General features: G+C 49.3%; 21 protein-coding genes. 7 read left to right on the top strand and 14 right to left on the bottom strand.

Annotated features, from left to right (window positions below):
* Positions 1 to 45 precede the first annotated feature (45 nt).
* The 3 genes from MHB80_RS08315 to MHB80_RS08305 are packed head-to-tail and all read left to right on the top strand — an operon-like array spanning position 46 to position 3,577.
* Complete coding sequence (locus MHB80_RS08315; protein WP_341281709.1) at positions 46 to 1,377, top strand: spore germination protein; 1,332 nt, start codon at positions 46 to 48, stop codon at positions 1,375 to 1,377.
* Positions 1,374 to 2,474, top strand: coding sequence for a GerAB/ArcD/ProY family transporter (locus tag MHB80_RS08310; RefSeq protein ID WP_341281708.1), 1,101 nt, complete (start codon positions 1,374 to 1,376; stop codon positions 2,472 to 2,474). The genes MHB80_RS08315 and MHB80_RS08310 overlap by 4 nt, the downstream gene beginning before the upstream one ends.
* Positions 2,471 to 3,577, top strand: a complete 1,107-nt coding sequence (locus MHB80_RS08305) for a Ger(x)C family spore germination protein (RefSeq protein WP_341281707.1) — start codon at positions 2,471 to 2,473, stop codon at positions 3,575 to 3,577. Before MHB80_RS08310 ends, MHB80_RS08305 begins: the two co-directional genes overlap by 4 nt.
* Positions 3,578 to 3,616: 39 nt before the next feature.
* Here the strand turns inward: MHB80_RS08305 and fni are convergent, their stop codons facing one another.
* Positions 3,617 to 4,696, bottom strand: a complete 1,080-nt coding sequence (gene fni / locus MHB80_RS08300; RefSeq protein WP_341281706.1) for a type 2 isopentenyl-diphosphate Delta-isomerase — start codon at positions 4,694 to 4,696, stop codon at positions 3,617 to 3,619.
* Between the two features lie 166 nt (positions 4,697 to 4,862).
* Between fni and nagB the strand changes: the two genes are divergently transcribed.
* The 3 genes from nagB (at position 4,863) to MHB80_RS08285 (ending at position 8,484) form a co-directional block, all read left to right on the top strand.
* Positions 4,863 to 5,588, top strand: a complete 726-nt coding sequence (nagB, locus tag MHB80_RS08295) for a glucosamine-6-phosphate deaminase (protein ID WP_341282905.1) — start codon at positions 4,863 to 4,865, stop codon at positions 5,586 to 5,588.
* Position 5,589: 1 nt separating this feature from the next.
* Positions 5,590 to 6,783, top strand: coding sequence for an N-acetylglucosamine-6-phosphate deacetylase (nagA, locus tag MHB80_RS08290; protein ID WP_341281705.1), 1,194 nt, complete (start codon positions 5,590 to 5,592; stop codon positions 6,781 to 6,783).
* Positions 6,784 to 6,984: 201 nt separating this feature from the next.
* Positions 6,985 to 8,484 (top strand): glycosyltransferase family 39 protein, encoded by a 1,500-nt coding sequence (locus tag MHB80_RS08285; protein ID WP_341281704.1) that lies wholly within the window; start codon positions 6,985 to 6,987, stop codon positions 8,482 to 8,484.
* Between the two features lie 131 nt (positions 8,485 to 8,615).
* Here the strand turns inward: MHB80_RS08285 and MHB80_RS08280 are convergent, their stop codons facing one another.
* The 9 genes from MHB80_RS08280 to MHB80_RS08240 form a co-directional block, all read right to left on the bottom strand.
* Positions 8,616 to 9,188 (bottom strand): TetR/AcrR family transcriptional regulator, encoded by a 573-nt coding sequence (locus MHB80_RS08280; RefSeq protein WP_341281703.1) that lies wholly within the window; start codon positions 9,186 to 9,188, stop codon positions 8,616 to 8,618.
* Positions 9,189 to 9,330: 142 nt separating this feature from the next.
* On the bottom strand, positions 9,331 to 10,128 hold the full coding sequence (locus tag MHB80_RS08275) for a DeoR/GlpR family DNA-binding transcription regulator (protein WP_341281702.1): 798 nt from the start codon (positions 10,126 to 10,128) through the stop codon (positions 9,331 to 9,333).
* A gap of 2 nt (positions 10,129 to 10,130) precedes the next feature.
* On the bottom strand, positions 10,131 to 11,087 hold the full coding sequence (locus tag MHB80_RS08270; RefSeq protein WP_341281701.1) for a sugar kinase: 957 nt from the start codon (positions 11,085 to 11,087) through the stop codon (positions 10,131 to 10,133).
* 80 nt (positions 11,088 to 11,167) lie between these two features.
* Entirely contained in the window at positions 11,168 to 11,599 is a 432-nt protein-coding gene (locus MHB80_RS08265; protein WP_341281700.1) for a hypothetical protein, read from the bottom strand.
* 238 nt (positions 11,600 to 11,837) lie between these two features.
* Positions 11,838 to 14,045: a DNA helicase RecQ gene (gene recQ, locus MHB80_RS08260; RefSeq protein WP_341281699.1), complete on the bottom strand. Its 2,208-nt coding sequence runs from the start codon at positions 14,043 to 14,045 to the stop codon at positions 11,838 to 11,840.
* Between the two features lie 184 nt (positions 14,046 to 14,229).
* Positions 14,230 to 15,171 carry a malate dehydrogenase gene (gene mdh / locus MHB80_RS08255; RefSeq protein WP_338555211.1) on the bottom strand — a complete coding sequence of 314 codons (942 nt, stop codon included), beginning with the start codon at positions 15,169 to 15,171 and terminating at the stop codon, positions 14,230 to 14,232.
* A gap of 29 nt (positions 15,172 to 15,200) precedes the next feature.
* Positions 15,201 to 16,496: an NADP-dependent isocitrate dehydrogenase gene (gene icd, locus MHB80_RS08250; RefSeq protein ID WP_341281698.1), complete on the bottom strand. Its 1,296-nt coding sequence runs from the start codon at positions 16,494 to 16,496 to the stop codon at positions 15,201 to 15,203.
* Positions 16,497 to 16,544: 48 nt separating this feature from the next.
* Positions 16,545 to 17,657, bottom strand: a complete 1,113-nt coding sequence (gene citZ / locus MHB80_RS08245) for a citrate synthase (RefSeq protein WP_341281697.1) — start codon at positions 17,655 to 17,657, stop codon at positions 16,545 to 16,547.
* 380 nt (positions 17,658 to 18,037) lie between these two features.
* The gene (locus tag MHB80_RS08240; protein ID WP_341281696.1) at positions 18,038 to 18,376 is read right to left on the bottom strand and encodes a hypothetical protein; all 339 of its coding nucleotides are present in this window, start codon (positions 18,374 to 18,376) and stop codon (positions 18,038 to 18,040) included.
* Between the two features lie 297 nt (positions 18,377 to 18,673).
* On the opposite strand from MHB80_RS08240, the gene ppx reads away from it, so the two are divergent.
* Positions 18,674 to 20,203 (top strand): exopolyphosphatase, encoded by a 1,530-nt coding sequence (gene ppx, locus MHB80_RS08235; protein ID WP_341281695.1) that lies wholly within the window; start codon positions 18,674 to 18,676, stop codon positions 20,201 to 20,203.
* A gap of 89 nt (positions 20,204 to 20,292) precedes the next feature.
* On the opposite strand, the gene ppk1 is transcribed toward ppx, so the two are convergent.
* The 4 genes from ppk1 to pyk all read right to left on the bottom strand — a co-directional run bounded on the left by ppk1 (position 20,293) and on the right by pyk (position 25,306).
* Complete coding sequence (gene ppk1 / locus MHB80_RS08230; protein ID WP_341282904.1) at positions 20,293 to 22,356, bottom strand: polyphosphate kinase 1; 2,064 nt, start codon at positions 22,354 to 22,356, stop codon at positions 20,293 to 20,295.
* An 83-nt stretch (positions 22,357 to 22,439) separates the two neighbouring features.
* Positions 22,440 to 22,832 (bottom strand): FxsA family protein, encoded by a 393-nt coding sequence (locus MHB80_RS08225; protein ID WP_341281694.1) that lies wholly within the window; start codon positions 22,830 to 22,832, stop codon positions 22,440 to 22,442.
* A gap of 46 nt (positions 22,833 to 22,878) precedes the next feature.
* The gene (locus tag MHB80_RS08220; protein ID WP_341282903.1) at positions 22,879 to 23,355 is read right to left on the bottom strand and encodes a thioesterase family protein; all 477 of its coding nucleotides are present in this window, start codon (positions 23,353 to 23,355) and stop codon (positions 22,879 to 22,881) included.
* Positions 23,356 to 23,551: 196 nt separating this feature from the next.
* Entirely contained in the window at positions 23,552 to 25,306 is a 1,755-nt protein-coding gene (gene pyk / locus MHB80_RS08215) for a pyruvate kinase (protein ID WP_341281693.1), read from the bottom strand.
* Between the last annotated feature and the right edge of the window lie 47 nt (positions 25,307 to 25,353).

The following is a 25,353-nucleotide window of genomic DNA, read 5'->3' as shown; positions in this document are numbered from 1 at the left end:
CGCACCTTAAGCCCGTGAGCGACAAGCTGGAAGGAGGGAAGCCCTGTGATCGAACACATTCGCCTGCTGTTTGCCCAATCGGTTGACTTGAAGGTGCAACAACTCAAAAATGATGAATTGAGTATTGAAATTGCCTATATTTCCTCTCTATGCGACGAGCAAATGATCAGCAATTATGTGATCGTTCCTTTTATGAAGGAAGAGGTGCCTTACGATAAACAGCTGCGTACAATTAGCGATTATCTAGTCGTTGACGATTCAGCTACATGGACCGATTTACTGCTTAAGGGCAATATCTTAATCGAAGCGCAAGGTATTGTTTACTCGCTTTACACAGCGAAAATTATTAGTAATGAAAGTACCCAAACCCAAGTAGAAAGCGCGATTCAAGGGCCTCAACTAGCATTGAACGAAGATTTGAAAAAGTCGCTCAACCTCATTCGCAGCATGTACCACTCCCCTGAGCTGTGTGTAGAGAAGCATACCGTAGGCTCGCTGTCGAAGACGGAAATTATTGTGCTGTTTGACCAGCGCCGCGTCGATCCTACGGTATTGAATCAATTGAGGCAAAGACTGACGAAAGCACAAACCGAAATGCTGCAGGCAGCAGGCGAGCTAGAAACTATTTTAACTGGAAAGCAGTGGCATTTGTTCCCTACCGTCCTGATCACTGAGCGCCCAGACCGCATTACGACCGCCATCTCCAATGGTAAAATCGCCATTCTCATAAAAGGAAATATGTTCGCTTTAGTGCTTCCCGTCACCTTTTTCGATTTTATGCATGCTGTCGAGGATAATTATGAAGCCTTTTGGATGACCCGCACGCTTATTTTACTGCGGTATGTTGCGGTTGTATTGACTATAACGCTGCCAGCTCTCTATGTATCCATTATTTCTTATAATCCAGAGCTGTTTCGGGTACAGCTGGCGCTCTCCATCGCTGGAAGCCGCTCGGCCGTTCCCTATCCGTCCTTCATCGAGGTAATGGTCATGCTATTTATGATCGAAGCACTAATAGAGGCTAGCATTAGGCTGCCTCGCTATATTGGCTCAACCGCTACGACCGTCGGCGGTCTTATTTTGGGACAAGCTGCCCAGCAAGCCGGTCTCGTCAGCAGCATTATGATTATCGTGACCTCCGTTGTCGCTATTTCCAACTTTGTCGTTCCCGTTAATTCCTTGTCATTTGCGATACGCTTTTTAAAATACCCGCTCATTGTGATGGCCATCTTTTTCGGTATTACCGGTGTTACGGTAGGTGCTTTCATGTATGTGGTGTATTTATGCAATTTGCGCAGCTTTGGCAAGCCTTATTTCCGCATGTTTGCAGGCAGAAAACCGCAGTCGGGGGACATTGGGCAGGTGAAGGTGGAATGACGCGCTACTTCTTTTACAACTTTTTTCTGACCAGCTTCGTTAACTTGATGCTGTATGTACCGCATATTTTGATCGAACATCGCTACACCGGCGCTGTCTCTTCAATGCTGATTTCCGGAGTCATCGGAACTTTGCTGACCTATGCCTACACGGCTGCGCTATCGCATTTTCCCGGCATGGGGCTGCCTGAAATTTTACGCGCCTATTGGCCTCGTTGGCTCGTCTCTCCCATTATGTTTTACGTAGCGATTATTTGCTTCATTTCGTCTACTATTGTCGTGACCGCCTTTGCGGTCATGATTAACCGCTTCTTCAATCCAGAGCTGAATCCGCTGGCCGTTTTATGCATGCTCGTTATTGCCTGCGGCTATGCAGCTTCGCGTTCGACGTTATCCGTCCAGCATATCATTGAGGTTGGGCTGCTGCTCAATGCTCCGATTATTTTTTTCGTGCTGTTCAAAATGGTGAGAAACCCGCAGCTGAATTGGGATGCCATTCATACCGTTGCCAATTTTGTCATGGTGCGTCCGGAGCTTGGTTCTATTGCAGCCGGAGTATTTGTATTCACCGGATTTTTCAATCTGTCGATTTTCAACCGTCTGCTGCCGCCGAATTTCAGCTATACGTACCGCTGGCTCGTTCCGATTTTGGGCATGATTATTTTGAGCATTTCCTTCTTCGTACCTATTGGGTTTCATGGTACAGAGGCAGTAGGCGAATATCTCTATGTCTGGAGCATGACTGCCGACGCGATTACACTGCAATACGGCTTCATCGAACGCGTATTGTTTCTGTTTCTGATTATCTATTTGAATCTATCGCTCATTTATACGATGAGCTGCTGGCATCAAGCGATGGAATTTATTAAAAGCTGCTTCCCCAAGCTGAAAATGGCAACCGACTTCGAGGAAACGCCGTTTATCAACTATATCATTTGCGGCGTGTTTGCTATAGCTGCCGTATTTTATTTATTTTTCAGCGATGAACGTTTGGAGTTTATATTTACGCGCTATTGGCTAACCGCGATGCTGTTTTCTTATATAGCCATCGTTATTTCTGTGTTCATGCTTAGCCGAAAGGAGCGTAAATCCGCATGAAAATGCGCTGGTTAAAGCTCACGCTGCTAGCTTTGTGCTTGCTATTGGTCTGTACAGCATCAAGCGGCTGCGGTTTTAAGGATATTGACAAACGTTATTTTATCGTGGCGATGGGTATCGATTACAGCGGCAAAAAACAAAACCCTTATCTCATTACACTGCGCCTCGCCATCGCCTCACCTAAAATCGAGCCTGGCGCTGGCAAAGCGCAAGTCGAAACCATTGAAGCTGCAAGCATCGCCGAAGGTGTGCGCATGCTGAAAGCCCATGTGGACAAGGAGCTGGACTTTGGCCATTGCAAAATTTTCCTCATTGGCGAGCGCGTGGCCTGGAAGGATTATTCCCCTGTGCTGGATTGGATGAAAAGACGGAGGGATATACAAAGCATTGCGAATTTGGCGATCGGCAAGCCGGATGCGCGGACGATTTTGCAAATAAATCCCATGGCAGAACGCTATCCAGGAAATGCGCTGTTTCTAAGCTTCGGAGCAGATGGAACGGATAATCCCTATACCTATATAGAATCGCTTTCCGATCTGTCCAGACGGGTCATGGAACAAGGTCTCGATCCTGTTATTCCGATTATTCGGGGCGAGGGCAGCAGCGGCTATATTATTAACCGTACTGCGCTGCTGGATAAAACGAAAATCAAGCTCGTCCTGAAGCCGGAAGAGTCACAGCTCTTTAATCAGTTGGCCAAAAACTTTGAGAAATCCTCCATTCAAGGAAGCTTCTCGAGCAATCGGCTTGTGGGGGCTGTCAGCAGAATTAAGAGCCGCTATTACTTCAGCGATAATAATGGCAAGCTGCAATTAAACATGGATGTTCGCATTAAAGCGCTTATGGAGGAAGCTCCTTCCAATCTATTTGAGCAAAGCTGGGGGCCCGTGGAAAAAAAACTAAGTGCAGATTACTCTAAATCGACGGAGAAGCTGCTAAAAAAAATACAACAGGCTGGCGTAGATCCCTTTGGCTTTGGCCTGCGCTACCGGGCAACCCATGCGGGCGAAGCAGCCTGGCAGCAATGGCAAAATATTTACCCGACGCTGCAAATCGCCGTCAATGCCCGAATCAAAATCGAAGGGACCGGCCTAGTTAAATAGGCTGCGGTCCCTTCGTTTGCTGTGTGGGCTATTTCATCATTATTCGGCTTTCGAAGCTAGCCGATCTGTCTGGCGAAGCTGCTCAATCGTGCGGACGCCAATGCCGAACATCGCCGCCTTCAGCTCAAACTCAATTCGCTCAAACTGCTGAGTAAGCTGGCGAATCGACAGGTCGGTTGTCCCATGCACCGCTTGCGGCAATAAGACACGCCCAAAGCCAGCGAGATTCGCCCCAAGCGCAATCGCTTTAGCTGCATCAACACCATGCCTTAAGCCGCCGCTCGCAATGACGTTCATATGCGGCAATGTACTACGAATGGCGCTAACGCTTTCCGCTGTCGGAATGCCCCAATCCGCGAACGCCTCCGCAGCTTGTCGGCGCAGTCCATCACCCGCCCGGTATTTCTCGACCTGGCTCCAGGATGTGCCTCCCGCTCCTGCCGCATCAATAAAGGAAATGCCTGCATTCGCAAGCATTGCGGCAGTGCCAGCATCAATGCCCCAGCCTACTTCCTTCACGCCGACTGGAACAGGGAGCGCACGGCATACCTGCTCGATTCGCGCCAGCAAGCCGCGGAAGTCCGTATTGCCTTCCGGCTGAAAAACCTCCTGCATGCTGTTGACGTGAAGCACGAGGGCATTCGCCTCTGCAATGTCAACCGCACGCAGGCAATCATCCGTACCGAAGCCGTAATTTAGCTGTACGGCTCCCAAATTGGCAATGACCGGTACCGAGGGCGCCTCCATTCTGACATGGAAGGAGGACGCCAAGTCCTCGCGCTCAATAGCTGCCCGCATGGAGCCGAGTCCAATCGCCCAGCCTCGTGCCTCGGCAGCCTCCGCCAGCCGGCGGTTAATAGCCCCAGCCTCCGAGGTGCCTCCGGTCATGGAGCTGACGAGCAGCGGCGCTTTCATCGGCGACTTGAACCACTCCGTCTTAAGCTCAATTTCCTCAAATGACAGCTCAGGCAGCGCATTATGACGGAACCGCAACCGATCAAGCCCTGTATCGATATGCTGGCCGTTCACTTCCTCCTGCAAGCAAATGCGGATATGCTCATTTTTGCGCTTCGCGGTTTTCTCCGCTTCCTCCGCCTCCGTACGCTGCGTTATCGTCATTGCCCTTACCTCCTGCGAATATTCTATCCGTCCATCATAACATATGCTGTAAGCCCATGTTAAATTGATTGTAAAATTCATTAATATGAATTTTACAATCAAAATTATTGTTAAAAAGATAGTTTTGGTTTAAAATAAAATCATAACCTGAAGGAGGCGCTTCATGATGCAAATCATTCACTTTAACGACTGGGAGCTGCTTGACGCTTATGCGGCCCAAACCATTATTAATAAAATCCAGGAGAAGCCGGATGCAGTGCTAGGGCTCGCTACAGGCTCGACACCTCTCGGCATCTATGCCAAAATAATAGAAGCATATCGCAGCAAGGAGGTATCCTTCGCCAAGACGACTACCGTCAATTTGGATGAATATGTAGGCCTTCCTCCTGAGCATGAACAAAGCTATGCTTATTATATGAAGCAGCATTTATTTTCCCAAATTGATATTGCAGACGACCATTATCATCTACCTAATGGGCTGGCTGAAAATTTGGAAGCCGAATGCGGCCGTTACGACCAGCTGCTGGAGCAAAACCCGATCGATATTCAGCTGCTTGGGCTCGGACATAACGGACATATAGGCTTTAATGAGCCTGATGCGTTGCTATCCGCAGGCACCCATGCCGTTCAATTAAAGGCAGAAACGTTGGAAGCGAATGCCCGTTTTTTTGAATCGGCCGCAGAAGTTCCGAAGATGGCGCTGACGATGGGTGTTGGCTCCATCCTGAAAGCACACACCATAATACTCGTGGTTCGCGGCGCAGATAAAGCGGAGATCGTGAAGCAAGCGTTAACCGGCCCTATCACAACCAATGTACCGGCTTCGCTGCTCCAGACGCATCCCCGGGTTATCGTGCTTCTCGACCGCGAAGCCGGAAGGAAGCTGAAATAATATGTTCAACTCGCCCGCCTCATGGGTGATACATCACGTCCATATTGTCTTGGAAGACCGTATTATTACCGGCAGTGCCGTTATTAAAAATGGCCTCATTCACCGTCTGCTGGAAAATGATGCTGTTCCTAGCGCTGAGGAGCTGGCGCTGCCAACTATAGATGGAGCCGGCGGTTATTTATTGCCGGGCTTTATCGACGTCCATGTGCATGGCGGCTTTGGCGCCGACTTTATGGATGCCAGCCGCAGCAGCTACGACACGATTACCCGTTTCCACGCCTCCCAAGGCACAACTGGCATGTTGGCGACTACGATGACAGCGTCTAAAGAAGCTATCGAAGCTGTTTTGCAAGCAGCAGCGGATTACAGAAGCGGCGACATGCCCTATGCTGCGCTGCTTGGCGTCCATTTGGAAGGGCCTTTTCTGAATGAAAAATGGATCGGTGCGCAAAATCCCGCTTACCTCTCGCCTCCTCGGCTTGACTGGCTGGAAGCATGGACTGCAGCGTTTCCCGATTTAATTCAAATTTTGACGCTTGCCCCTGAACGGGAAGGCTCTCTTCCCCTCATTGCCTGGCTTGCTGAAAATAACATCGTTGCCGCTTGCGGCCATACAGATGCTACCTACGCGGATATGGAAGCCGCAGCAGACGCTGGGCTGTCCCACGCCGTCCATACGTATAATGCGATGCGTCCGCTGCATCACCGGGAACCGGGAACCGTCGGCGCTGTTCTCAGCGATCCACGGATTTACGCCGAGCTGATTGCCGACGGCCATCATGTCCATCCGGGAGCGATCCGGCTGCTTACAGCTGCCAAACCGGCAGACAAGCTTATTCTCATTACCGATGCCATGTCGGCAGCGGGCATGCCCGACGGGAACTACTCGCTCGGCGGCTTGGCCGTCGAGATGAAGGATCAGGTTGCCCGCCTGCAGGGCAGCGGCAGTCTCGCAGGCAGCAGTCTGACGATGCTGCGCGCCTTCCGGTACATGCTGGCGAACACTAAGCTGTCCGTCGCTGAAGTCAGCCGCTGCGCGAGCGGCAATGCGGCTAAGCAGCTTGGCATCTATGAGCAGACGGGCTCCATCGCTTGCGGCAAGCAAGCAGATGTCATCCTGACGGATGCTGATTTCTCCGCTGTGAGCCGCACCTGGGTAGGCGGCAAGCTTGTGTTTCATGCTTCCGACAAATGAACCCTATCCTGAATAGATGTAAGCCGCCCTTGCCTAACAGCAGGGGCGGCTTTATTCGTTTGAGATACATAGCACAGCATAGGCTTCGGTTTAATAATGCTTATTTCTGCCGGTTTTAATCAAATCCAGCTCGCCGCTAGCCTCATTACCCCTTTTCGGATAAACTTGGAGAAGTCAGTCCGCTAAAAGAAAGGAGAAGCTATGCGTTTATTCCACTCATTCCAATCGATTCGTTCTTTATCTGCTCAAGCACTCACTTTTATAGGAGGCTTGTTTTTCGTTGTCGTTTTCACTGCTTCCTTTATGAATACAACGCAGCTGCTCCAAAATCCCTTGCTCGCCGCTAGCGGCATTTTACTTACGCTCATCCTCATACTTGCCGCCTCTCGGCTGCTTGGGCGCAGCCTATCGGCTAAAGGCTATTTGCTTGCACTAATGGCGGTCAGCCTGCTAACCCGGCTTGGCTGGATGATTTGGATCGATACGCCTCCCGATTCCGATTTCCTATTTATGTATCATGCTGCCCAGCTCGCAGCAGCAGGCGATTTTTCATTTAATCAGGATGAATATTTCCTTAGTTGGGTATACCAGTTTGGCTTTACGATGTATGAAGCGGGCATGATCAAGCTATTTGGCGGAGCAGCGCTGTTCATGCTTAAGCTAGTAAATGTACTATTCAGTACAGCAACCGCGCTGCTCGTTTATTATGCTGCGCTAGAGCTGTTTAACGAGCATACGGCGCGAATTGCAGGACTGCTTTATGCCTTATATATTCCTACTATCATCATGTGCTCGGTGCTGACGAATCAGCATTGGTCGACCTTTTTTTTCACACTCGGCTGCCTGCTTATTATAAATAAACGCTTCGAAACCAACTATGGCTGGCTGCTAATCGGGCTCGCCTTCGGACTAGGAAACATCATGAGGCCGCTCAGCCTCGTTTATATAGCTGGCTTTGTTGCCTTTCTACTGTTATTTCGCTTGCTTAAAGCTAACTCGGATGATTGCAGGCCTGCCGGGCTATCGTTAGGCAAAGTCTCTACCGGAATGCTTGCCCGTGCCGCTGGGGTGCTTATTATATTTTACATGGTGCAATCTCTGGCCAGCTTTGCACTCGTGCAAAGCGGAGCCTCGCAATACCCACTTTCTAACCGGGAGCCTTACTGGAAATTCGTCGTGGGGCTAAATGCAGAAACCGATGGCAGATGGTCGCTTGAGGATGGCAAATATGTACTGCAATTTAAGCTTGGCGAGGAGCGCGATGCAGCAGAGCTGGCATTAATTAAGGAGCGTCTCAGTGATCCAGTCGCCGTCGCCTCCTTGTTCGCACGCAAGCTCACTGTTTTTTGGGGCGAAGAGGATTCAGCGGTCATGTGGAGCTTGAAGGATATGAACCGGATAGAGCTTGCTGTTACCCTTAAAATAGCGGAGCGTTTCCTCTTCACGGCTATGAGCGCAGCCGGGGTGTATTCGCTGTACAGCTTATGGCGCAGCCGATTTGCGCTGCAGCAGAAAGCCAGCTATATGCTGTTTCTGATTTTACTGCTAGGCTATGCGTTCGTGCAGCTTTGGATTGAAATACAGGCAAGATATCGGCTTGATCTGCTCCCTTGCTTTATTTTATTACAGAGCTACGGTATGTATTTAATGCAATCAAAACTACCTGCGCGGCGTAAAATAAAGCTCGGCTCCCTTGAATAAAGGCAGCCGAGCTTTAAATACCGAACAGGAGCAGTGGAAATCGTCTTTGGACATGCATTATTCGGTCTAAAAACGATATCCACAGCTTCTCATATAATAAGTGAATGATCATTTATATAGCGTCAAAAAACTTATCTCTTTATAGCGTCCCAGCTCATTTTAATCGCTATATCCAGCTTTTCAGGCGTAAACTCAAAATCACCTTTAAACTGCTCTTTAGCCAGTTCAGCTATCGGCAAAATAGAGTAAGTAATAAGCATATCATTATCTACATCCTTGAACAGCTGCTGCTGCTTGCCACTCTCAAAAAACTCATATATAGGTAAATAAAGCGCCGCGGTTTCTTCCAGGCACCAATTTTGCAGCAATGGAGAGTTTGAGATTTGTTCCATAAACAAAAAATAGGATTTGTGCTCCTGTATAAACTGGATAAAATTGCGAATGTACAGATCAAAGAGCTGCTGAATCGGTGCGGAATGGTCGACCCCATTAAACAGCTTATCGCTCATTATTTTCTTCGCTTTTAAATACGTCTTGCCGAGCATATCCTCCTTATTCTCAAAATAAATGTAAATCGTAGCCGCAGACACATTCGCCCGTTTGGCGATTTTAGAAATCGACGTTTCCGAAATGCCAATTTCATTAATCAACTGAATCGTAGCTTCAAAAATTAATTCGATTTTATTTTCATCTCTTAGTCTCATGCGTCAACAATAAACGATCGTTTATTTATTGTCAATACTAAACGAAAGCTAATCGTTACAATGCCACCCTTACATGGGGCAGGCTAATTCATGCAAAAGGAGGCAGCAGGAGCCACCTTTCCAGCTCCCGCTGCCTCCCCTGCTAACCATTCGTATCTGCTACATAAACGTCAATATTCAGCTGCTGTGCCGCTGACTTAAGCTCGCCTTCAATCGGCTGGTCTGTAATGAAAGCCTGCAGCGCTGCAAGCGGCGAAATCGAGAATAGTGACATTTTGCCAACCTTCGTCTGATCGAATACGGCATACGTCTGGGTGGAGCGTCTGATTAACGCTTTGGCAATTTGTGCTTCCTGTTCCGAATAAGTAGTAATGCCCCCGCCTGCCGATACGCCATCGACGCCAATGAACATTTTGCCAATATTCAAATGCTCGACCATGCCTTCTCCCAGCGGCCCGCAAAGCTCAAAGCTGTTATGGCGCATAATGCCGCCCGTTACAACGACCTGGATTGGGCTTCCCGCCAGCTCCATCGCAATATTGACCGCATTCGTTACGACGGTAATACCGCTTCTGAGCTTAAGCTGCTTAGCGATCAAATAATTGGTCGTGCCGCCGGACAGGCCGATGACATCGCCCTCCTGAATAAGCGATACCGCCTTCGCGGCAATTCTCTCTTTTTCGAGGTACGAAATATCCTGCTTTTCCGAAAAACCCATATCACGTACGACGCTGAGCCCGTCATACATCGCCCCGCCAATCGTCCGAATTATCGGATAGCTGGCCTCCATTTGCTCTAAGTCTCTTCTTGCGGTCGCCTCCGAACAATCGAATTGCTCCACAATCTCGGAAATCGTAACGCGCCCCTGCTGCTTAAGCAGCTGCAAAATCGCCTCGCGGCGGCGCTGTCCTTTAGACGACGGAACATTCGGTTCTGCCATAATTAACGCTCCACCCACGCTTTATCGCTCATTCGCTGCTCGACAACGCTCCATTCTGGAAGCGCCTCCCAATCTCCACGCATTTGAACGACGAGTGAGCCATTGATGCTGGCAAGCTTTACAGCTTCAACAGGCGTCATGCCCTTCATAATGCCAGCCAAAAAGCCAGCGCAAAAACCATCGCCCGCTCCGACCGTATCAATGACCTTCTCCGCCTTATAGAAAGGAACAGCCGTCTCCTCGCTGCCCTCCAGCACAATTGTCGCATCATCTTTGCCTTTAATGATCGTCACCGCATCCAGCTCAAGCAGCTTTTGCTTCACCGCTTCGTAGCTATCTGTGCTGTACAGCAGCATCAGCTCATCCCAGCCCGGCAAAAAATAATCTGCATCCGCAGCGAATGGCAGCAGCACTTCCCGCGCTTCCTCGATCGACCAAAGCTTCAACCGCAAATTGGGATCAAAGCTTACTTTGACACCCGCATCCTTCGCAATGTCGATGGCTCTGCGTACGGTCCGGCGGCAGCTATCGCTAAGCGCCGCTGTAATTCCTGTTACATGCAGCAGCTTCGCTCCCTGAATATACGCCTCATCAAGATGCTCAGGCTCCATTCGGCTGGCAGCGGAATGCTTGCGGTAATAATGCACTGCCATACGGCCAGCTACCGTCTCGCGGAACATCATACCTGTCGGTGCTTCATCACTCAGCCTAACGCGGGTTACATCTACTCCTTCACCGCGAAGCGTTTTCAATATAATCCGGCCGAAAGGATCATTACCAAGTGCGCCGAACCAGCCTACCGAGCTGCCTAAGCGTGAAAGACCAATGGCGACATTGCTTTCTGCACCGCCGAAGCCCTGCTCTAGTGTAGTCGCCCTTTCAATCGCCTTATGCTCCTGCGGCATAAATAGCGCCATCGATTCTCCGAATGTAATGATGTCTGGTGATGCTTGTCCCACATTCTCCGCCCCCTGCAACGTTGATTTGAGCTTACTTTCCTTCCATAGTCAAACAAACATTGTATTCACTTGCCGACTTTCTACATGGTAGTCATAATTGGATAACGCATAAAATAAATGACAACCACATACAGCACCAGCACGATAAGGCTCATGATGCGAGCTTTGCCGATATGTGCGGAAGCGCTTTGACCTTCACGAATAGAGGACACAATTCGCTTCAGCGGCTTTGTAATAATACCTCCGAGTGCGGCAATCCCCAAAAACAAAAGCGTTACAATAATCATCCAAATAACCGCATAATCGCCTTTCGACATCATGTATCCGCCTGTCAGCAGCTGGACAATGAGAAAATATTGCGCGATCCGATTTGCCGAAAGCAGACCCTCAGCGAGACCCTCCTGTCCTACTCCAGCAAGCTTCGATGCGCGGCCAATCATAATCGGAAGCACGATATAAAAACCCATCCCCCCTGCACCCAATAAATGCAGCAAAACCATTACGTCATACATTCAGCTTTCCTCCTAAAAAATATTGCGGGGCAGCATGCGCTTGGCAAGCATAGACCTAATTCTCGCATGGCAAAGCTTACGCAAGTCGCGTAAGCTTCATGGTTGCATTGCGAAGAGTGCCCGCCAGCGCTGCACTTGCACCGTTTTTCTACTAAACACAGTATACTAAATGAACCTATCAAATACAAAGAACTTCCATTAAGCGATTCGCTTTATTCGTTAAAAAGTGATCTTCCGCTCAATCCTCTGCCTTCAGGCCATATTTAAAAATAACGGCATGGATCGCAAAATAATCGACATCATCCGGCAGCGCATCTTTAATCGGACGCAGCTTCTCGGGACTCAGCTCCATAATAGCTGCTACAATCTCCTCTTCGCGATGGGCAGGAATAATACGGCTAAAGTCCAACTCATAGCCCTCCTCCGCACAGCGGATAATATGCCCTTCCACCGTTACCCGGCTGAGGCCGCGCTCTGCGGAAATGTCCTGCGGCGATTTGCCTTCATTAAACAGCTCTAGAGACAGCACATGGCTAGGCGTTTCATCGCTCGCCGCCTTGCCAGGCGACTCTGCGGAAGTCGTCCTAGATGGACCGCCACCAGACGCTTGTCCGGAGCCATAGGAAGCGGATCCGCCTGCTGCACGACCAGCTGCTTCATTAGGCTTGCCTGCATGCTCGCCTATAATAGCCAGCACCTCCGCGCCATACTTCCGCGCCTTGGCTGCACCAATCCCTTTCGTTTGCAGCAGCTCATCTTCCGTGAGCGGCCTTGCATCGGCCAATTCCTTGAGTGTTGCATCAAAAAACAGCATAAACGGCGGCACATTTTCGCGGGCTGCCGTCTCCTTGCGCCACTGCTTCAGCGCATCGAACAGCGGCGAAGCCATTCCGCCCTGCCCCGAATCCCGACGCTTCACCGTTGTCCGCAGACGCTGCATGACCGTCTCCTTGCCTTCGAGAACAGGCAGAGCATTCGTCGTAAGCGAGACGGTCGGATATTGCCCATCGCTCATCCGCAAATAGCCTTCGGCTACAAGCCAATACAGCCAATCTGTAATTTCCTTCTCCGGCCAGCTGCTGAGCAGCCCATATGTCGTGAGCTCATCCAGCCTGAACTCGAGCAGCCGTTTGTCGCGTGAGCCTTTAAGCACTTTGGCTGCCATCGTCACGCCAAACCGCCCGCGCATTCTGCCAACGCAGGAAAGGGCCTTCTGCGCTTCCGACGTACGATCAACGAGCTCGCTTTTATCGAGGCAGTTGCCGCATTTTCCGCACGGCTCCACATTCTTCTCGCCAAAATAATCGACGATAAACTGCTGCAGGCAGCGATGTGTCCGGCTGTAGTTCATCATCGTATTCAGCTTGGACAGCTGAATCGACTTCCGTTCTGTATCGCCGACACCCTGCTCGACCAAAAACCGCTGCACCTGCACATCCTGAGGCTCGAACAGCAAAATGCATTCACTTTCCTCGCCGTCGCGTCCAGCCCGGCCCGCCTCCTGATAATACGACTCAACGTCGCCTGGCATTTGCCAGTGAAGCACATAACGCACGTTAGGCTTGTCGATGCCCATGCCAAACGCATTCGTTGCGACCATGACGCGCAGCTCATCAAAACGGAAGCGCTCCTGCGTCGTAGCCCGCTCCTCGTCGGGTAGCCCGCCGTGGTATTTGCCTGCGGCAATGCCTTTGCGTACGAGCTGGTCATGTACGGACTCGGCTTCTTTGCGCGTAGCCGTATAAATAATGCCCGACTGCTCCTCGCGCTCGGAAATAAACTTTTGCAAAAACTTCTTCTTGTCCGCACCGCTAATGACCGACAGCGATAAATTCGGCCTTGCAAAGCCGCTGACAAAAATATTTGGATCACGCATGCCCAGCATAACCGATACATCCCGTGCCACCTCATCCGTTGCCGTTGCGGTAAAGCCTGCAACTAAAGGACGATTAGCCAGTTGTCCAATCCAGCCTGCGAGCTGGCGATAGCTTGGGCGGAAATCATGACCCCACTGTGAAACACAGTGCGCCTCGTCAATGGCGATCATTGGAATTTCCATCTGCTCGCTAAGCGAGCTGAACATCGGCGCATCAAGCCGCTCTGGTGCCACATACAGCAGCTTGTAATCGCCTCTGAACGCGCTCCGCAGCACTTCGCGATATTCAACAGCCCCAAGCGAGCTGTTCAGAAAAGCCGCTGGAATGCCGAGTCTGTTCAGCGCATCGACCTGATCCTTCATAAGCGATATGAGCGGAGAAACAACAAGCGTCGTTCCATTCATCAGCAAGGAAGGTATTTGGTAACAGACGGACTTGCCTCCGCCAGTCGGGAGAATGGCAAGCGTATCCCGGCCTTCCAGTATTCCTTGAATAATGGCTTCCTGTCCAGGTCGAAACGAGTCATAGCCGTACACCCGTTTCAGCTCGGCTCTAGCTTGCTCCAGCATGCTTCTTTCCCTCCCTTTTTACGATAAGCATCCTATACAATAGACCATTTACCAATAAAAGCCGATTAATAGGTGTGAAGCTTATAAATGGTTATATTTCAAACGGAAAAACCCTGCCAGCAAAGTGTCAGGGTCCTCCCGTACCAAATCTTTTATAAAAGCCAGCTTGCTTTGGCTAAATCAATTAAGCAGACACGATTTGGATGACCGTTCTCACCGATTGCGCCGATTGATCAAGCGCAGCCTTTTCGTCAGCCGTCAAATCAAGCTCCAGCACCTTCTCAATGCCATCGCCGCCAATTACAGCGGGTACACCCATGAACAGATCGTCATAGCCATATTCGCCTTCAAGGTAAGCGATAACTGGAATAATGCGTTTTTTGTCCTTCAAAATCGCTTCTGTCATTTGCACAAGCGCTGCAGCAGGCGCATAATAAGCGCTGCCGTTGCCAAGCAAATTAACGATTTCGCCGCCACCAACGCGAGCGCGCTGTACGATAGCTTCAATTCGCTCAGCAGAGATCAGCTTTTCGATTGGAATGCCGCCAGCATTGGAATAACGAACAAGTGGAACCATATCGTCGCCATGACCGCCGAGCACGAACCCGCGAACATCCTCCACGGAAACGTTAAGCTCTTGCGCAATAAAGGTGCAGTAACGAGCAGTGTCAAGTACGCCGGATTGGCCGATAACGCGGTTTTTAGGGAAACCAAGCGCTTGGTAAGCAACGTAAGTCATAGCATCAACCGGGTTGCTAAGAATAATGACATAAGCGTTAGGGCTTGTTGCCTTTACGTTCTCACAAACGGATTTCACAATACCTGCGTTTGTGTTAACAAGATCGTCACGGCTCATGCCGGGTTTACGGGCAATGCCCGCTGTAATAATAACGACATCGGAATCTTTCGTATCTGCATAGTCAGAAGTTCCGATAATGTTAACATCAAGGCCTTGTACGGGTGTCGATTCAAGCATGTCAAGCGCTTTGCCCTTAGTCGGGTTTTCCAATTGCGGAATATCGACGAGCACAACGTCGCCAAGCTCTTTTTGTGCTGCCATCAGGGCAGTTGTAGCACCTGTGAAGCCTGCTCCGACAACTGTAATTTTTCTGCGTTTGATTGCCATTGTCTCATTACCTCCAAATATTGTTGGCTCTAAAAGTTGTTAATAACCTCGTCAGCGAACTCGGAGCATTTCACTTCTTTAGCGCCATCCATCAGGCGGGCAAAGTCATAAGTAACGGTTTTGTTGTTGATCGATGCTTCCAGACCTTTGTAGATCAGGTCAGCCGCTTCCTGCCAGCCAAGGTGCTCAAGCAGCATGACGCCGGAGAGAATAACCGAACCTGGGTTAACAACATCTTTATCCGCATATTTAGGAGCTGTACCATGCGTAGCTTCGAAGATAGCATGTCCAGTCAAGTAGTTGATGTTAGCTCCTGGAGCGATACCGATACCGCCAACTTGCGCTGCAAGTGCATCGGACAGGTAGTCACCGTTCAGGTTCAGCGTTGCGATTACATCAAAGTCAGTCGGACGAGTCAGAACTTGCTGCAAAGCGATGTCCGCAATAGCGTCCTTCACGATCAGCTTGCCAGCCGCTTCAGCAGCTGCTTGTGCTGCATTTGCAGCGTCAGTGCCTTCTGCTTCTTTAATGCGGTCGTATTGACCCCAAGTGAAGGTTTGCTCCGCAAACTCAGTTTCAGCTACTTCGTAGCCCCAGTTTTTGAAAGCTCCTTCTGTGAATTTCATGATGTTGCCTTTGTGTACAAGTGTAAGCGACTTGCGGCCATGCTTAAGCGAATATTCAATTGCTGCGCGAGCAAGACGCTGGGAACCTTCTTTGGAAACCGGCTTGATGCCGATACCCGAAGTTTCAGGGAAACGGATTTTGTTAACGCCCATTTCAGTTTGCAGGAAGTTAATCACTTTTTTCACTTCTGCGGAACCTTCTTGGTACTCGATACCCGCATAAATATCCTCTGTGTTTTCACGGAAAATAACCATGTCAACCAGCTCAGGGCGTTTTACAGGGGAAGGAACGCCGTCGAAGTAACGAACAGGACGCAGGCATACATACAGGTCAAGCTCTTGACGAAGCGCTACGTTCAGGGAACGGATACCGCCGCCGATTGGCGTAGTCAAAGGACCTTTAATGGCTACGATATATTCACGAATTGCTGTCAGCGTATCAGCTGGCAACCACTCGCCGTATGCATTGAATGCTTTCTCGCCGGCAAAAACTTCGTACCAAGCGATCTTTTTGTCGCCGCCGTAAGCTTTCGCAACAGCTGCGTCAAGCACGCGTTTCGAAGCGCGCCAGATATCGCGGCCTGTGCCGTCGCCTTCGATGAAAGGAATGATTGGATTGCTAGGTACGTTAAGTACACCGTTGTCGATTGTAATTTTGTCGCCTTCAGTAGGTAATGCGAATTTTTCGAATTGAGCCATTGTTTATAATTCCTCCTTTAATTTGTGTAACGGTAATAACAGCAGCGCTTAGCGCTCGTCGATTGGAATATATTTCGCGTTGACTGGACCGATATAGTCGGCGCGAGGACGAATCAAGCGATTGTTCTCGTATTGCTCAAGAATATGAGCGCTCCAGCCGGAAACGCGGCTAATCGCAAAAATTGGCGTGAATAGGTCACGGGCAATGCCTAGTGTTGTATAGACGGAAGCTGAGTAAAAATCAACGTTCGGCTTGAGGCCTTTTTGACCCGTAACGAGCTCTTCGATCTTAATTGACATTTCATAAAGCTCCAAATTTCCAGTCAGCTTGCCAAGCTCTTGCGACATTTTTTGCAGATGCTTGGCGCGCGGATCGCCGTTTTTGTAAACGCGGTGACCAAAGCCCATAATCTTCTGCTTGTTAGCAAGCGCGTTGTTGATATAAGACTCAACATTAGCAAATGTACCGATTTCCTCCAGCATAACCATTACCGCCTCATTAGCACCGCCATGCAGTGGGCCTTTAAGCGCTCCGATTGCAGAAGTCACACCAGAATAAATGTCGGACAACGTCGCAACCGTTACTCGAGCAGCAAAGGTAGAGGCATTAAGCTCATGATCAGCATGAAGCACAAGCGCCTGATCAAGCGCTTTCACAGCAATCTCTTCAGGATCTTTGCCTGTAAGCATGTAGAGGAAATTATGAGCGATGGATACGCCCTTCTTCGGAGCAACAGGATCCTTGCCTTCACGAATGCGAGCGAACGCTGCTACAACGGCTGGCAATTGCGCCTGCAACTTAATTGCTTTCAACTGATTAGCTTCAGCAGTCATTTCATTAGCCGACCCATCATATAGTGCAAGGCTTGAAATGGCTGTACGAAGTGCCGCCATCGAATTCGTATCCTTCGGATACAGCTTGATTTGCTCGATAACGCCTTCAGGAATTGCTGTGTATGCATCTAACTGCTCCTGCAGTTTTGCTAGCTCGGAACGATTAGGCAGTTTGCCATACCATAACAAATAGGCAACCTCTTCAAATGTCGCATTTTCTGCCAAATCATCAATATCTATCCCACGGTATGTCAACACTCCGTCAATAATCGAGCTGATTGACGAAGAAGCGGCGACAATTCCTTCCAGACCTTTAGTTGCTGTCATCGTTCTCTCTCCTTTAGCTTGGAAATTTCACATCGCAAAATATCATTCGAATCCATGTCGTCCGTATAATCATAAATGATTTTGACAACAAAGTGAACAAAAGCACATATAAAAATGCTTTATCAGTAAGAAAGAAATTTGTGATGGGTCAGCTGTCATGTGAAATAACCTCACCATTGGACATCCTGACAGATCTGGTTCCTGCTTATGTAGTTAGATGTAAACACCCGTCTTCTATCTTAACAGAAAAACAGGCAGAGTACTAACTGGTCACGTGTACAAGCTATAATAAACGTTTGTAAATAGACGAAACGACCGCTCCCCAGCAAAATACCGGGAAACAGCCGCAGCTTCATTTTTTAGATCAAATTGTTTGGTGGTTAATGATTTAACTCTCCGAAAGATGAGCCTTGGTACTGTGGCTGTTGATAAGCGAAGGACTGGTTCGCATTTGAACTGGAAATTTGATTGCAAATGCTAGAAATTTGCTGCATTTGCTGCATCGCCTTTTGGTGACCTTGCAATGAGGTTTGGATAATATGAGCCGCTTGATGCTCACGCTGAGCAATTTGCTCTAACTGTGCAGCATTCGTTTGTTCTTGCTTTAGGAGCTGCTGATACATGCCTGATGCTTGCTGAGTTTGCTGCATCAGCTGCTGTAGAAGCTGCTCGCATTGTGAAAGCTGTTGGCTAATATTCGTTTGTGAAAACTGATTCATTCGTAAAACCTCCAAATGGTTTAATAAACTGCCTCCTTTAATATGACTTGTAAATCCATTTTTATACTTGATTCGACAAATTTCGGTTATTGCGATTGTTATGCCTAGAAGCTGGCTTTAATGTCCCTCTACGCTTATTAAGACATTCAGCATCCGCTATGTTAAAATAAAGTATTGCAAGGTGAAACGGCTGTCGCCATCCTTTGGTAGCGCGGCGCGTTTCATTCCGAGAAATATAGAGAAAGGATATCGTCAGGTTATACTTTCTCTATATTTCAAAAAAAACGGAGGTTCGCTATGAATGAACATCGCATTGGTATTATAGACATAGGCTCCAACTCGGTGAGGCTCGTCGTTTATGAGCGAACAGCAAACGGAGCCCACCGCGTCATTGACGGGAGCAAGCGTCCGGCACGGCTTAGTGAGCGAATTGACGAGCAGGGCAATCTATCGGCTGAGGCAATAAGCGAGCTGCTCGGTACACTTAGTCATTTCCGCTTAATTTGCGCCCATAACCGCACCGGGGAAATTCGCGCAGTGGCAACGGCGGCGATCCGCAATGCTTCGAACCGCACGGTCGTGCTGGAAGCGATAAAAGCCGAAACCGGACTTGACATAGAACTGCTTAGCGGCGAACAGGAGGCGGCCTTTGGCTTCCTTGGGATGATTAATGCAATGGACCTGGAGGATGGGCTGTTAGTCGATATTGGCGGCGGCAGCACGGAGGTATCGCTGTTTCGTGGACGCAAGCTGCAGCACTCCGTCTCCTTTCCTTTTGGCTGCGTCAGCCTGAATCGGCGTTTCGCGGCGAAAGGCATGCTCAGCGACGAGGCTCTGCGCGCGCTAGACAGCGTAGCGCTTGAGGCCTTCAAGTCCGTTCCATGGCTCGCCAAAGCGCAGGGACTGCCTATGATTGGCGTCGGCGGCACCGCCAGGGCGCTGGGCAAAATTCATCAAGCGGCGACAAGCTACCCTTTTCATCAAACGCATAATTATGCCCTACCCGGCGGAGACGCCGAAATGGTTTTTGATCAGCTGCGTGCCCTGCCGCTGGACAAGCGCAGCAAGTTCCCCGGCCTGTCCAAAGATCGGGTGGACGTTATTGTGCCCGGCCTAGCCGTGCTTCGCCAGCTTTACAAGCTGACTAAAGCTTCCGGCTATATCATTTGCGGTGCTGGACTTCGCGACGGTATTTTCCATGATACTAGATTTCCACAAGGGTCTCAGCATCAGGATGTGCTTGGCTTCAGCCTGCATAACATCAGCATGCTCCATCCCGCTGCACCGATGCAGCATGTATCGCAGGTGAACCGGCTTGCACTGCAGCTGTACGATGAGCTGAGAGAGCTGCACCAAATGCCATCCCGAGCGCGGATCTTGCTTGATGCCGCTTCAAGCCTGTTTCGAATCGGCGCTTCCATCGACTACTACGACTATGCCAAGCATACGTTTTATTTGATCGTCAACTCGCATTTGAACGGATTGTCCCATAAAGAAATTTTGATTACGGCTTCGATTGCTTCCTACAAAAGCAAAAGTCGGGCAAGGCAGCAGCTCCGCCCCTACAAAGAGATGCTTGTCGAGTCCGACTATGAGTTAATCGGCAGGCTGGGTACGCTGCTGCAGCTCGCATCAGCGCTTGACCGCAGCGAGACACAGGCGCTGAGCAGATTGAGCGTCTCCCTTGCTCCTGAGCAGCTTAAGCTGCATGCGGTACGCCCTAGCAGCTCGCTGAGCGTTGAGCGCCTGGAGGTAGGCGAGCTCGCTTCCGAGTTCTCCAAGCTATGGAAATTGACTCCTGTGCTTGAGCTGCCTGATTATATTTAAGCGTAGACGGCGGTGCGTTCCTCTCACACATAAAAAGCGCGGTGAAAAAGGAAAGTAGCATTCCTTTTTCACCGCGCTTTTTAATTTTTCTATACTTGTACTTTCCAGCCTGGAATGTGTCTAGCCTCGAATTGGCTGCGAAACGGTTTAAGTTCATTTTCAACATGAACGTAAGTGCCGCTGGAAAGGAGCTTCCTCGCTTTGACATTGTCATTCAAATTCAAGTTCAGCATGTTGATGAGCGTCTGCCGCAAATGCGCGTCGTACACCGGACACATCAGCTCCACTCGCTTCATCAGATTGCGCGTCATCCAGTCGGCACTGGATAAATACACTTCCTCTTCCCCGCCATTGTGGAAATACATGACCCTTGCATGCTCCAAATAACGGTCTACAATGCTGATCACCTGAATGTTCTCGCTTCGGCCAGCCACACCAGGACGCAAGCAGCATACGCCGCGGACAATCAAATCGATTTTCACGCCTGCCTGCGATGCCTCATAAAGTTTATCGACCATCTCCTGATTGGAGAGCGAGTTCATCTTCGCAATGACACGGCCCTTCTTACCAGCCGCCACATGGGCGATTTCCCGGTCAATGAGACGGAACAACTTCTGCTTGAGGTCCGTAGGAGCTACACCAAAAGCTTTCCAGTCATACGGATCGGAATAGCCCGTCACCTCATTAAACAGCGCCGATGCATCGCCGCCGATTGTCGGATGCGAGGTAAACAGGCCAATATCGGTGTACAGCGTCGCTGTGCTGTCATTGTAATTACCCGTGCCAACATGCACATATCGGCGCAGCGTGTCCTGTTCCCGGCGCACGACAAGTAATATTTTCGCATGGGTTTTCAGCCCAATCAGACCGTAAACAACATGACAGCCTGCTTTTTCCAACTGGCGAGCCCAAGCAATATTGCGCTCCTCATCGAATCGCGCCTTCAGTTCTACAACAACCGTCACCTGCTTGCCGGATTCGGCCGCTTCAGCCAGTGCCTGAACGAGCGCAGACTTGCCGCTGACCCGATACATCGTCATTTTAATGGCAAGCACATCCGGATCAATCGCTGCCTGCATCACAAAATCATTAACCGCATCAAACGATTCATATGGATGGTACATCAGCACATCGCGCTGACGAATCACTTCAAACATATCGTCCGTGTCGTCAAATTCCATCGGATAGAGCGGCTCCATTTTTTCATAACGCAAATGGTCGTAGCCTGGAATGGCCTGGACGAATTTCATCAAGAAGCTTAAATCGAGTGGACCATCAATTTCAATTAGGTTATCCTCGATTTCCAGCTCATCCTTGAGAATATCAAGTGTCTCCGGATGCATGCCGCGAGCAACCTCTAGCCGTACAGAGATACCCCAACGGCGCTTGCGCAGCTCCTTCTCAATCTCCTCCAGCAAGTCTTCGGCATCCTCATTAAGCGTAAAATCAGCATTGCGCGTCAAACGAAATGCATGTACCTCATAAGCTCCATAACCATTAAAAAGGGTATCAATAAATTGCTCAATCAAATCCTCAAGCAGCACATATTCGCGCTTTTTGCTATTCGGACGCTCAGGTAGGGGCACAAATCTCGCTAAAATCGATGGCACCTGTACCATTGCGAACAGTGGGTCTTCCTCCGGTGCGGCTTCCGGATGGCGCAATAAAACAGCTAAATATAATTCCTTCGTATGTACAAGTGGAAAAGGCCTGCTTTGATCGACCGCCATCGGTGTCAGGACAGGAAATACGATTTCATGAAAATACTCCGATACGGCCTTGGACTGCGTCATATTCAGCTCGCTCATTGAACGAATAGTGATGCCTTCCCGTCCCAAGCCGCGCAGCACGTCCCGATAAGATTTATATTGATCATGCACCATTTGATTTGTACGTTTAATTAATCGTTTCCATAAGCCAGCGGGAGTATAACCTGTAAAATCAATTTTAGAATAGCCCGCCTTGATTTGCTCTTGAATGCCCGCTACACGAACACTCATAAATTCATCTAAATTACTGGATACAATGGCTAGAAACTTGGCCCGCTCCAGCAGCGGATTGTTTACATCCTGAGCCTCTTGAAGCACTCGGCAGTTAAATTCGGCCCAACTCAAATCTCTGTTAACATAGTGGGACAAATGTTTTGTCATTATGTGCGCCTCCCTCGTATATGCCCCTATTATGCGCTACAACTATTCGTGTCATATTATTAATTTGTAAAGCTAATGTAAATATCTTAAAACTTGCGTATGGAAAAAGACCCGCCGCGTATCCGTTTCTCCAGCCAATGCAGCATAACTTGCTGATAAAAGGAACGCGTAAACGGCAGCAGAAAGGTAATTCCGATCAGATCGGTGAAAAATCCGGGAATCAGCAGCAGCAAGCCGCCTGCCAGCACACATAAACCTTCAAGCAGCTTGCGCCCAGGTATTTGACCCTGCTGCAGCTGATGCTGCGCCTCTGTCCACACCTTGCGTCCTTCCGCCAGCGTTAAATAAGCACCCGCCATACTGAACAGAACAATGAGCCCAAATGTCTGCCAGCCGCCAAGCCAGCCGCTTACTTGTACGATGCCCCAAAACTCTATTAAAGGCAATATGATTAATGCTGCGATTATCCACTTTTTCATTACAAATTCCTCCCATCCACTTTATGCAGGCAGCAGCCGTCATCCTTTAGCTTATTATCTGCCTTATTAAATCATACAGCGCAGGAAGCCCTTTGTCCAAACGCATAGGGCGCCACTCCTTATTCACCCATACATGCTTCGTTCCTCCCGTAACGAGCCGCTCCCCCGGAAGACTTTCCTGCAGCTCGTAAAAAGCGGGCTTAAACGACGCCTCATCCACTTTGCGAATTTCAGATTCGAAGGCTAAGCGCACGGAGGTGAAGTCCGATATGCGTGTGCAAATAAGCAGCGTGTCATCGTATCGCGCCGGCAAAGCATAATGGCAATGCAAATCGATGACAGGCAGCAGCATGCCGCTTTGTTCAATGGATTTGTAATCAAAGCCTGCCGATCGTATGAGCTCGGTGCGCCCAATTTCAAACCAGTTCAAATAGTTTGTGTGAAACACAACACCCATCTGATCCGTTTCCTGATACCGGACACGCAGCGGATGCGCGAACCACCCGGACAATGGGCTGCTCATCATGTAAACCTCCCTTTAAGTTCAACAAAAGCGACGGTGAATTCACCATCGCTTGTTGTTGCTCTGTCTATACGAGCAGAGAATATGCAGTTAAGGTGAAACGGCCGAAAGCCGTCCTCTGGCGGCGCACGGCGTTTCAGTCCGAGAAATATAGAGAAAGTATGACGAAATCATATACTTTCCTATATTTTAAAAACTATACAGACTTGGATTGGCCGGAGTAAATAACGCCTGTTTCGCCGTAAAGCGTAACTTCCATGCCATCTTCCAAAATAGTTGTAGCATTAGAAATGCCCAGAATAACTGGAATTCCAAGGTTGATGCCGCAAACAGCCGCATGGCTAGTAATGCCGCCTTGCTCCGTAACAACAGCAGCCGCTTTCTCGAATGCAGGCATATATTCTTTATCCGTCGATACGGTTACAAGAATCGAACCCTGTGTTGTTTTTGCAATCGCTTCTTCAGGCGTGCGGGCAACGACTATTTTACCAGTAGCCGTTTGGCTGCCGATACCTTGTCCATTTGCCAAAAGCTCGCCAATGTGGTGAATTTTGATCAGGTTTGTTGTTCCAGAGCGACCTACTGGCACACCAGCAGTAATAACGATAGTATCGCCAAGAGCAAGCAAGCCAGTGCTGAGCGCACCCGTTACTGCATTTTCGAACAAACCGTCTGTGGAATCAACGAGGGCGCCTTTAACCGGAATAACGCCCCATACAAGTGCCAGGCGACGCATAACCGTCTCTTCTGTTGTTACCGCAATGATCGGCGCTTTCGGACGGTATTTGGATACCATACGGGAAGTGAAGCCGCTTTGCGTCGAAGTAACGATCGCTTTCGCTTTCAGATCAAATGCGGAATTAGCTACCGCTTGGGAGATCGCTTCTGTTACGCTTGTTTGCTGTGCATTCGCTTGTTTCGTGAAAATTTCACGGTATTCAAGAGCCGATTCTGCACGCTCAGCGATACGGGCCATCGTTTGTACCGATTCAACTGGATATTTACCAGCAGCTGTTTCGCCAGAAAGCATGATTGCATCTGTACCGTCGAAAATCGCATTCGCTACGTCACTCGCCTCAGCACGAGTCGGACGCGGGTTGCGCTGCATCGAATCCAGCATTTGTGTTGCTGTAATAACGGGCTTGCCAGCGCGGTTACATTTTTGAATCATCGATTTTTGTACGAGTGGTACTTCTTCTGCCGGAATTTCAACGCCAAGGTCGCCACGGGCAACCATCAGGCCGTCGGAAACTTCCAAAATTTCATCAAGGTTGTCTACACCCTGCTGGTTCTCAATTTTAGAAATAATTTGGATATGGCCCGCATTGTGGCGCTCCAGAAGCTCGCGAATTTCCAAAACATCGCTTGCTTTACGCACGAAGGAAGCCGCGATGAAATCTACGCCTTGCTCAATACCGAAGACGATGTCATTAGCGTCCTTCTCTGTAATACCAGGAAGCGAGATGTTTACGCCTGGTACGTTAACGCCCTTCTTGCTTTTAATTTGACCGCTATTGACGATGCGGCAAATGATTTCTGTTCCTTGCACATCTTCAACCGTCAAGCCAATGAGGCCGTCATCGATCAAAATGGTCGAACCAACCGAAACGTCGTTAGGCAGATCCGTATACGTAATCGGAATACGCGTTACATCGCCAAGGATTTCTTCTGTTGTCAAAGCGATTTTCTCGCCTTGAACCAGCTCAATTGGCTCTTCTTTCAATTTGCCCAGACGAATTTCTGGACCTTTCGTATCAAGGAGAATGGCTGTTGTTTTGCCGAGTTCGATATTTGCTTGACGAATATTCTTGATGCGGTTACCGTGCTCTTCAAAATCGCCATGGGAGAAGTTCAGACGAGCGACGTTCATGCCCGCTAGAATAAGCTTCTTCGTGTTTTCAAGTGATTCGCTGGATGGTCCGATTGTACATACAATCTTTGTTTTACGCATTTTTAGTTTTCCTCCGTTATATTGCCTGCTTAAATGGTAGGCCTTGC

Origin of the sequence: Paenibacillus sp. FSL H8-0537 (assembly GCF_038051995.1) — a bacterium.
Taxonomy (GTDB): domain Bacteria; phylum Bacillota; class Bacilli; order Paenibacillales; family Paenibacillaceae; genus Pristimantibacillus.
This window is presented reverse-complemented; position numbering and strand designations above follow the sequence as displayed.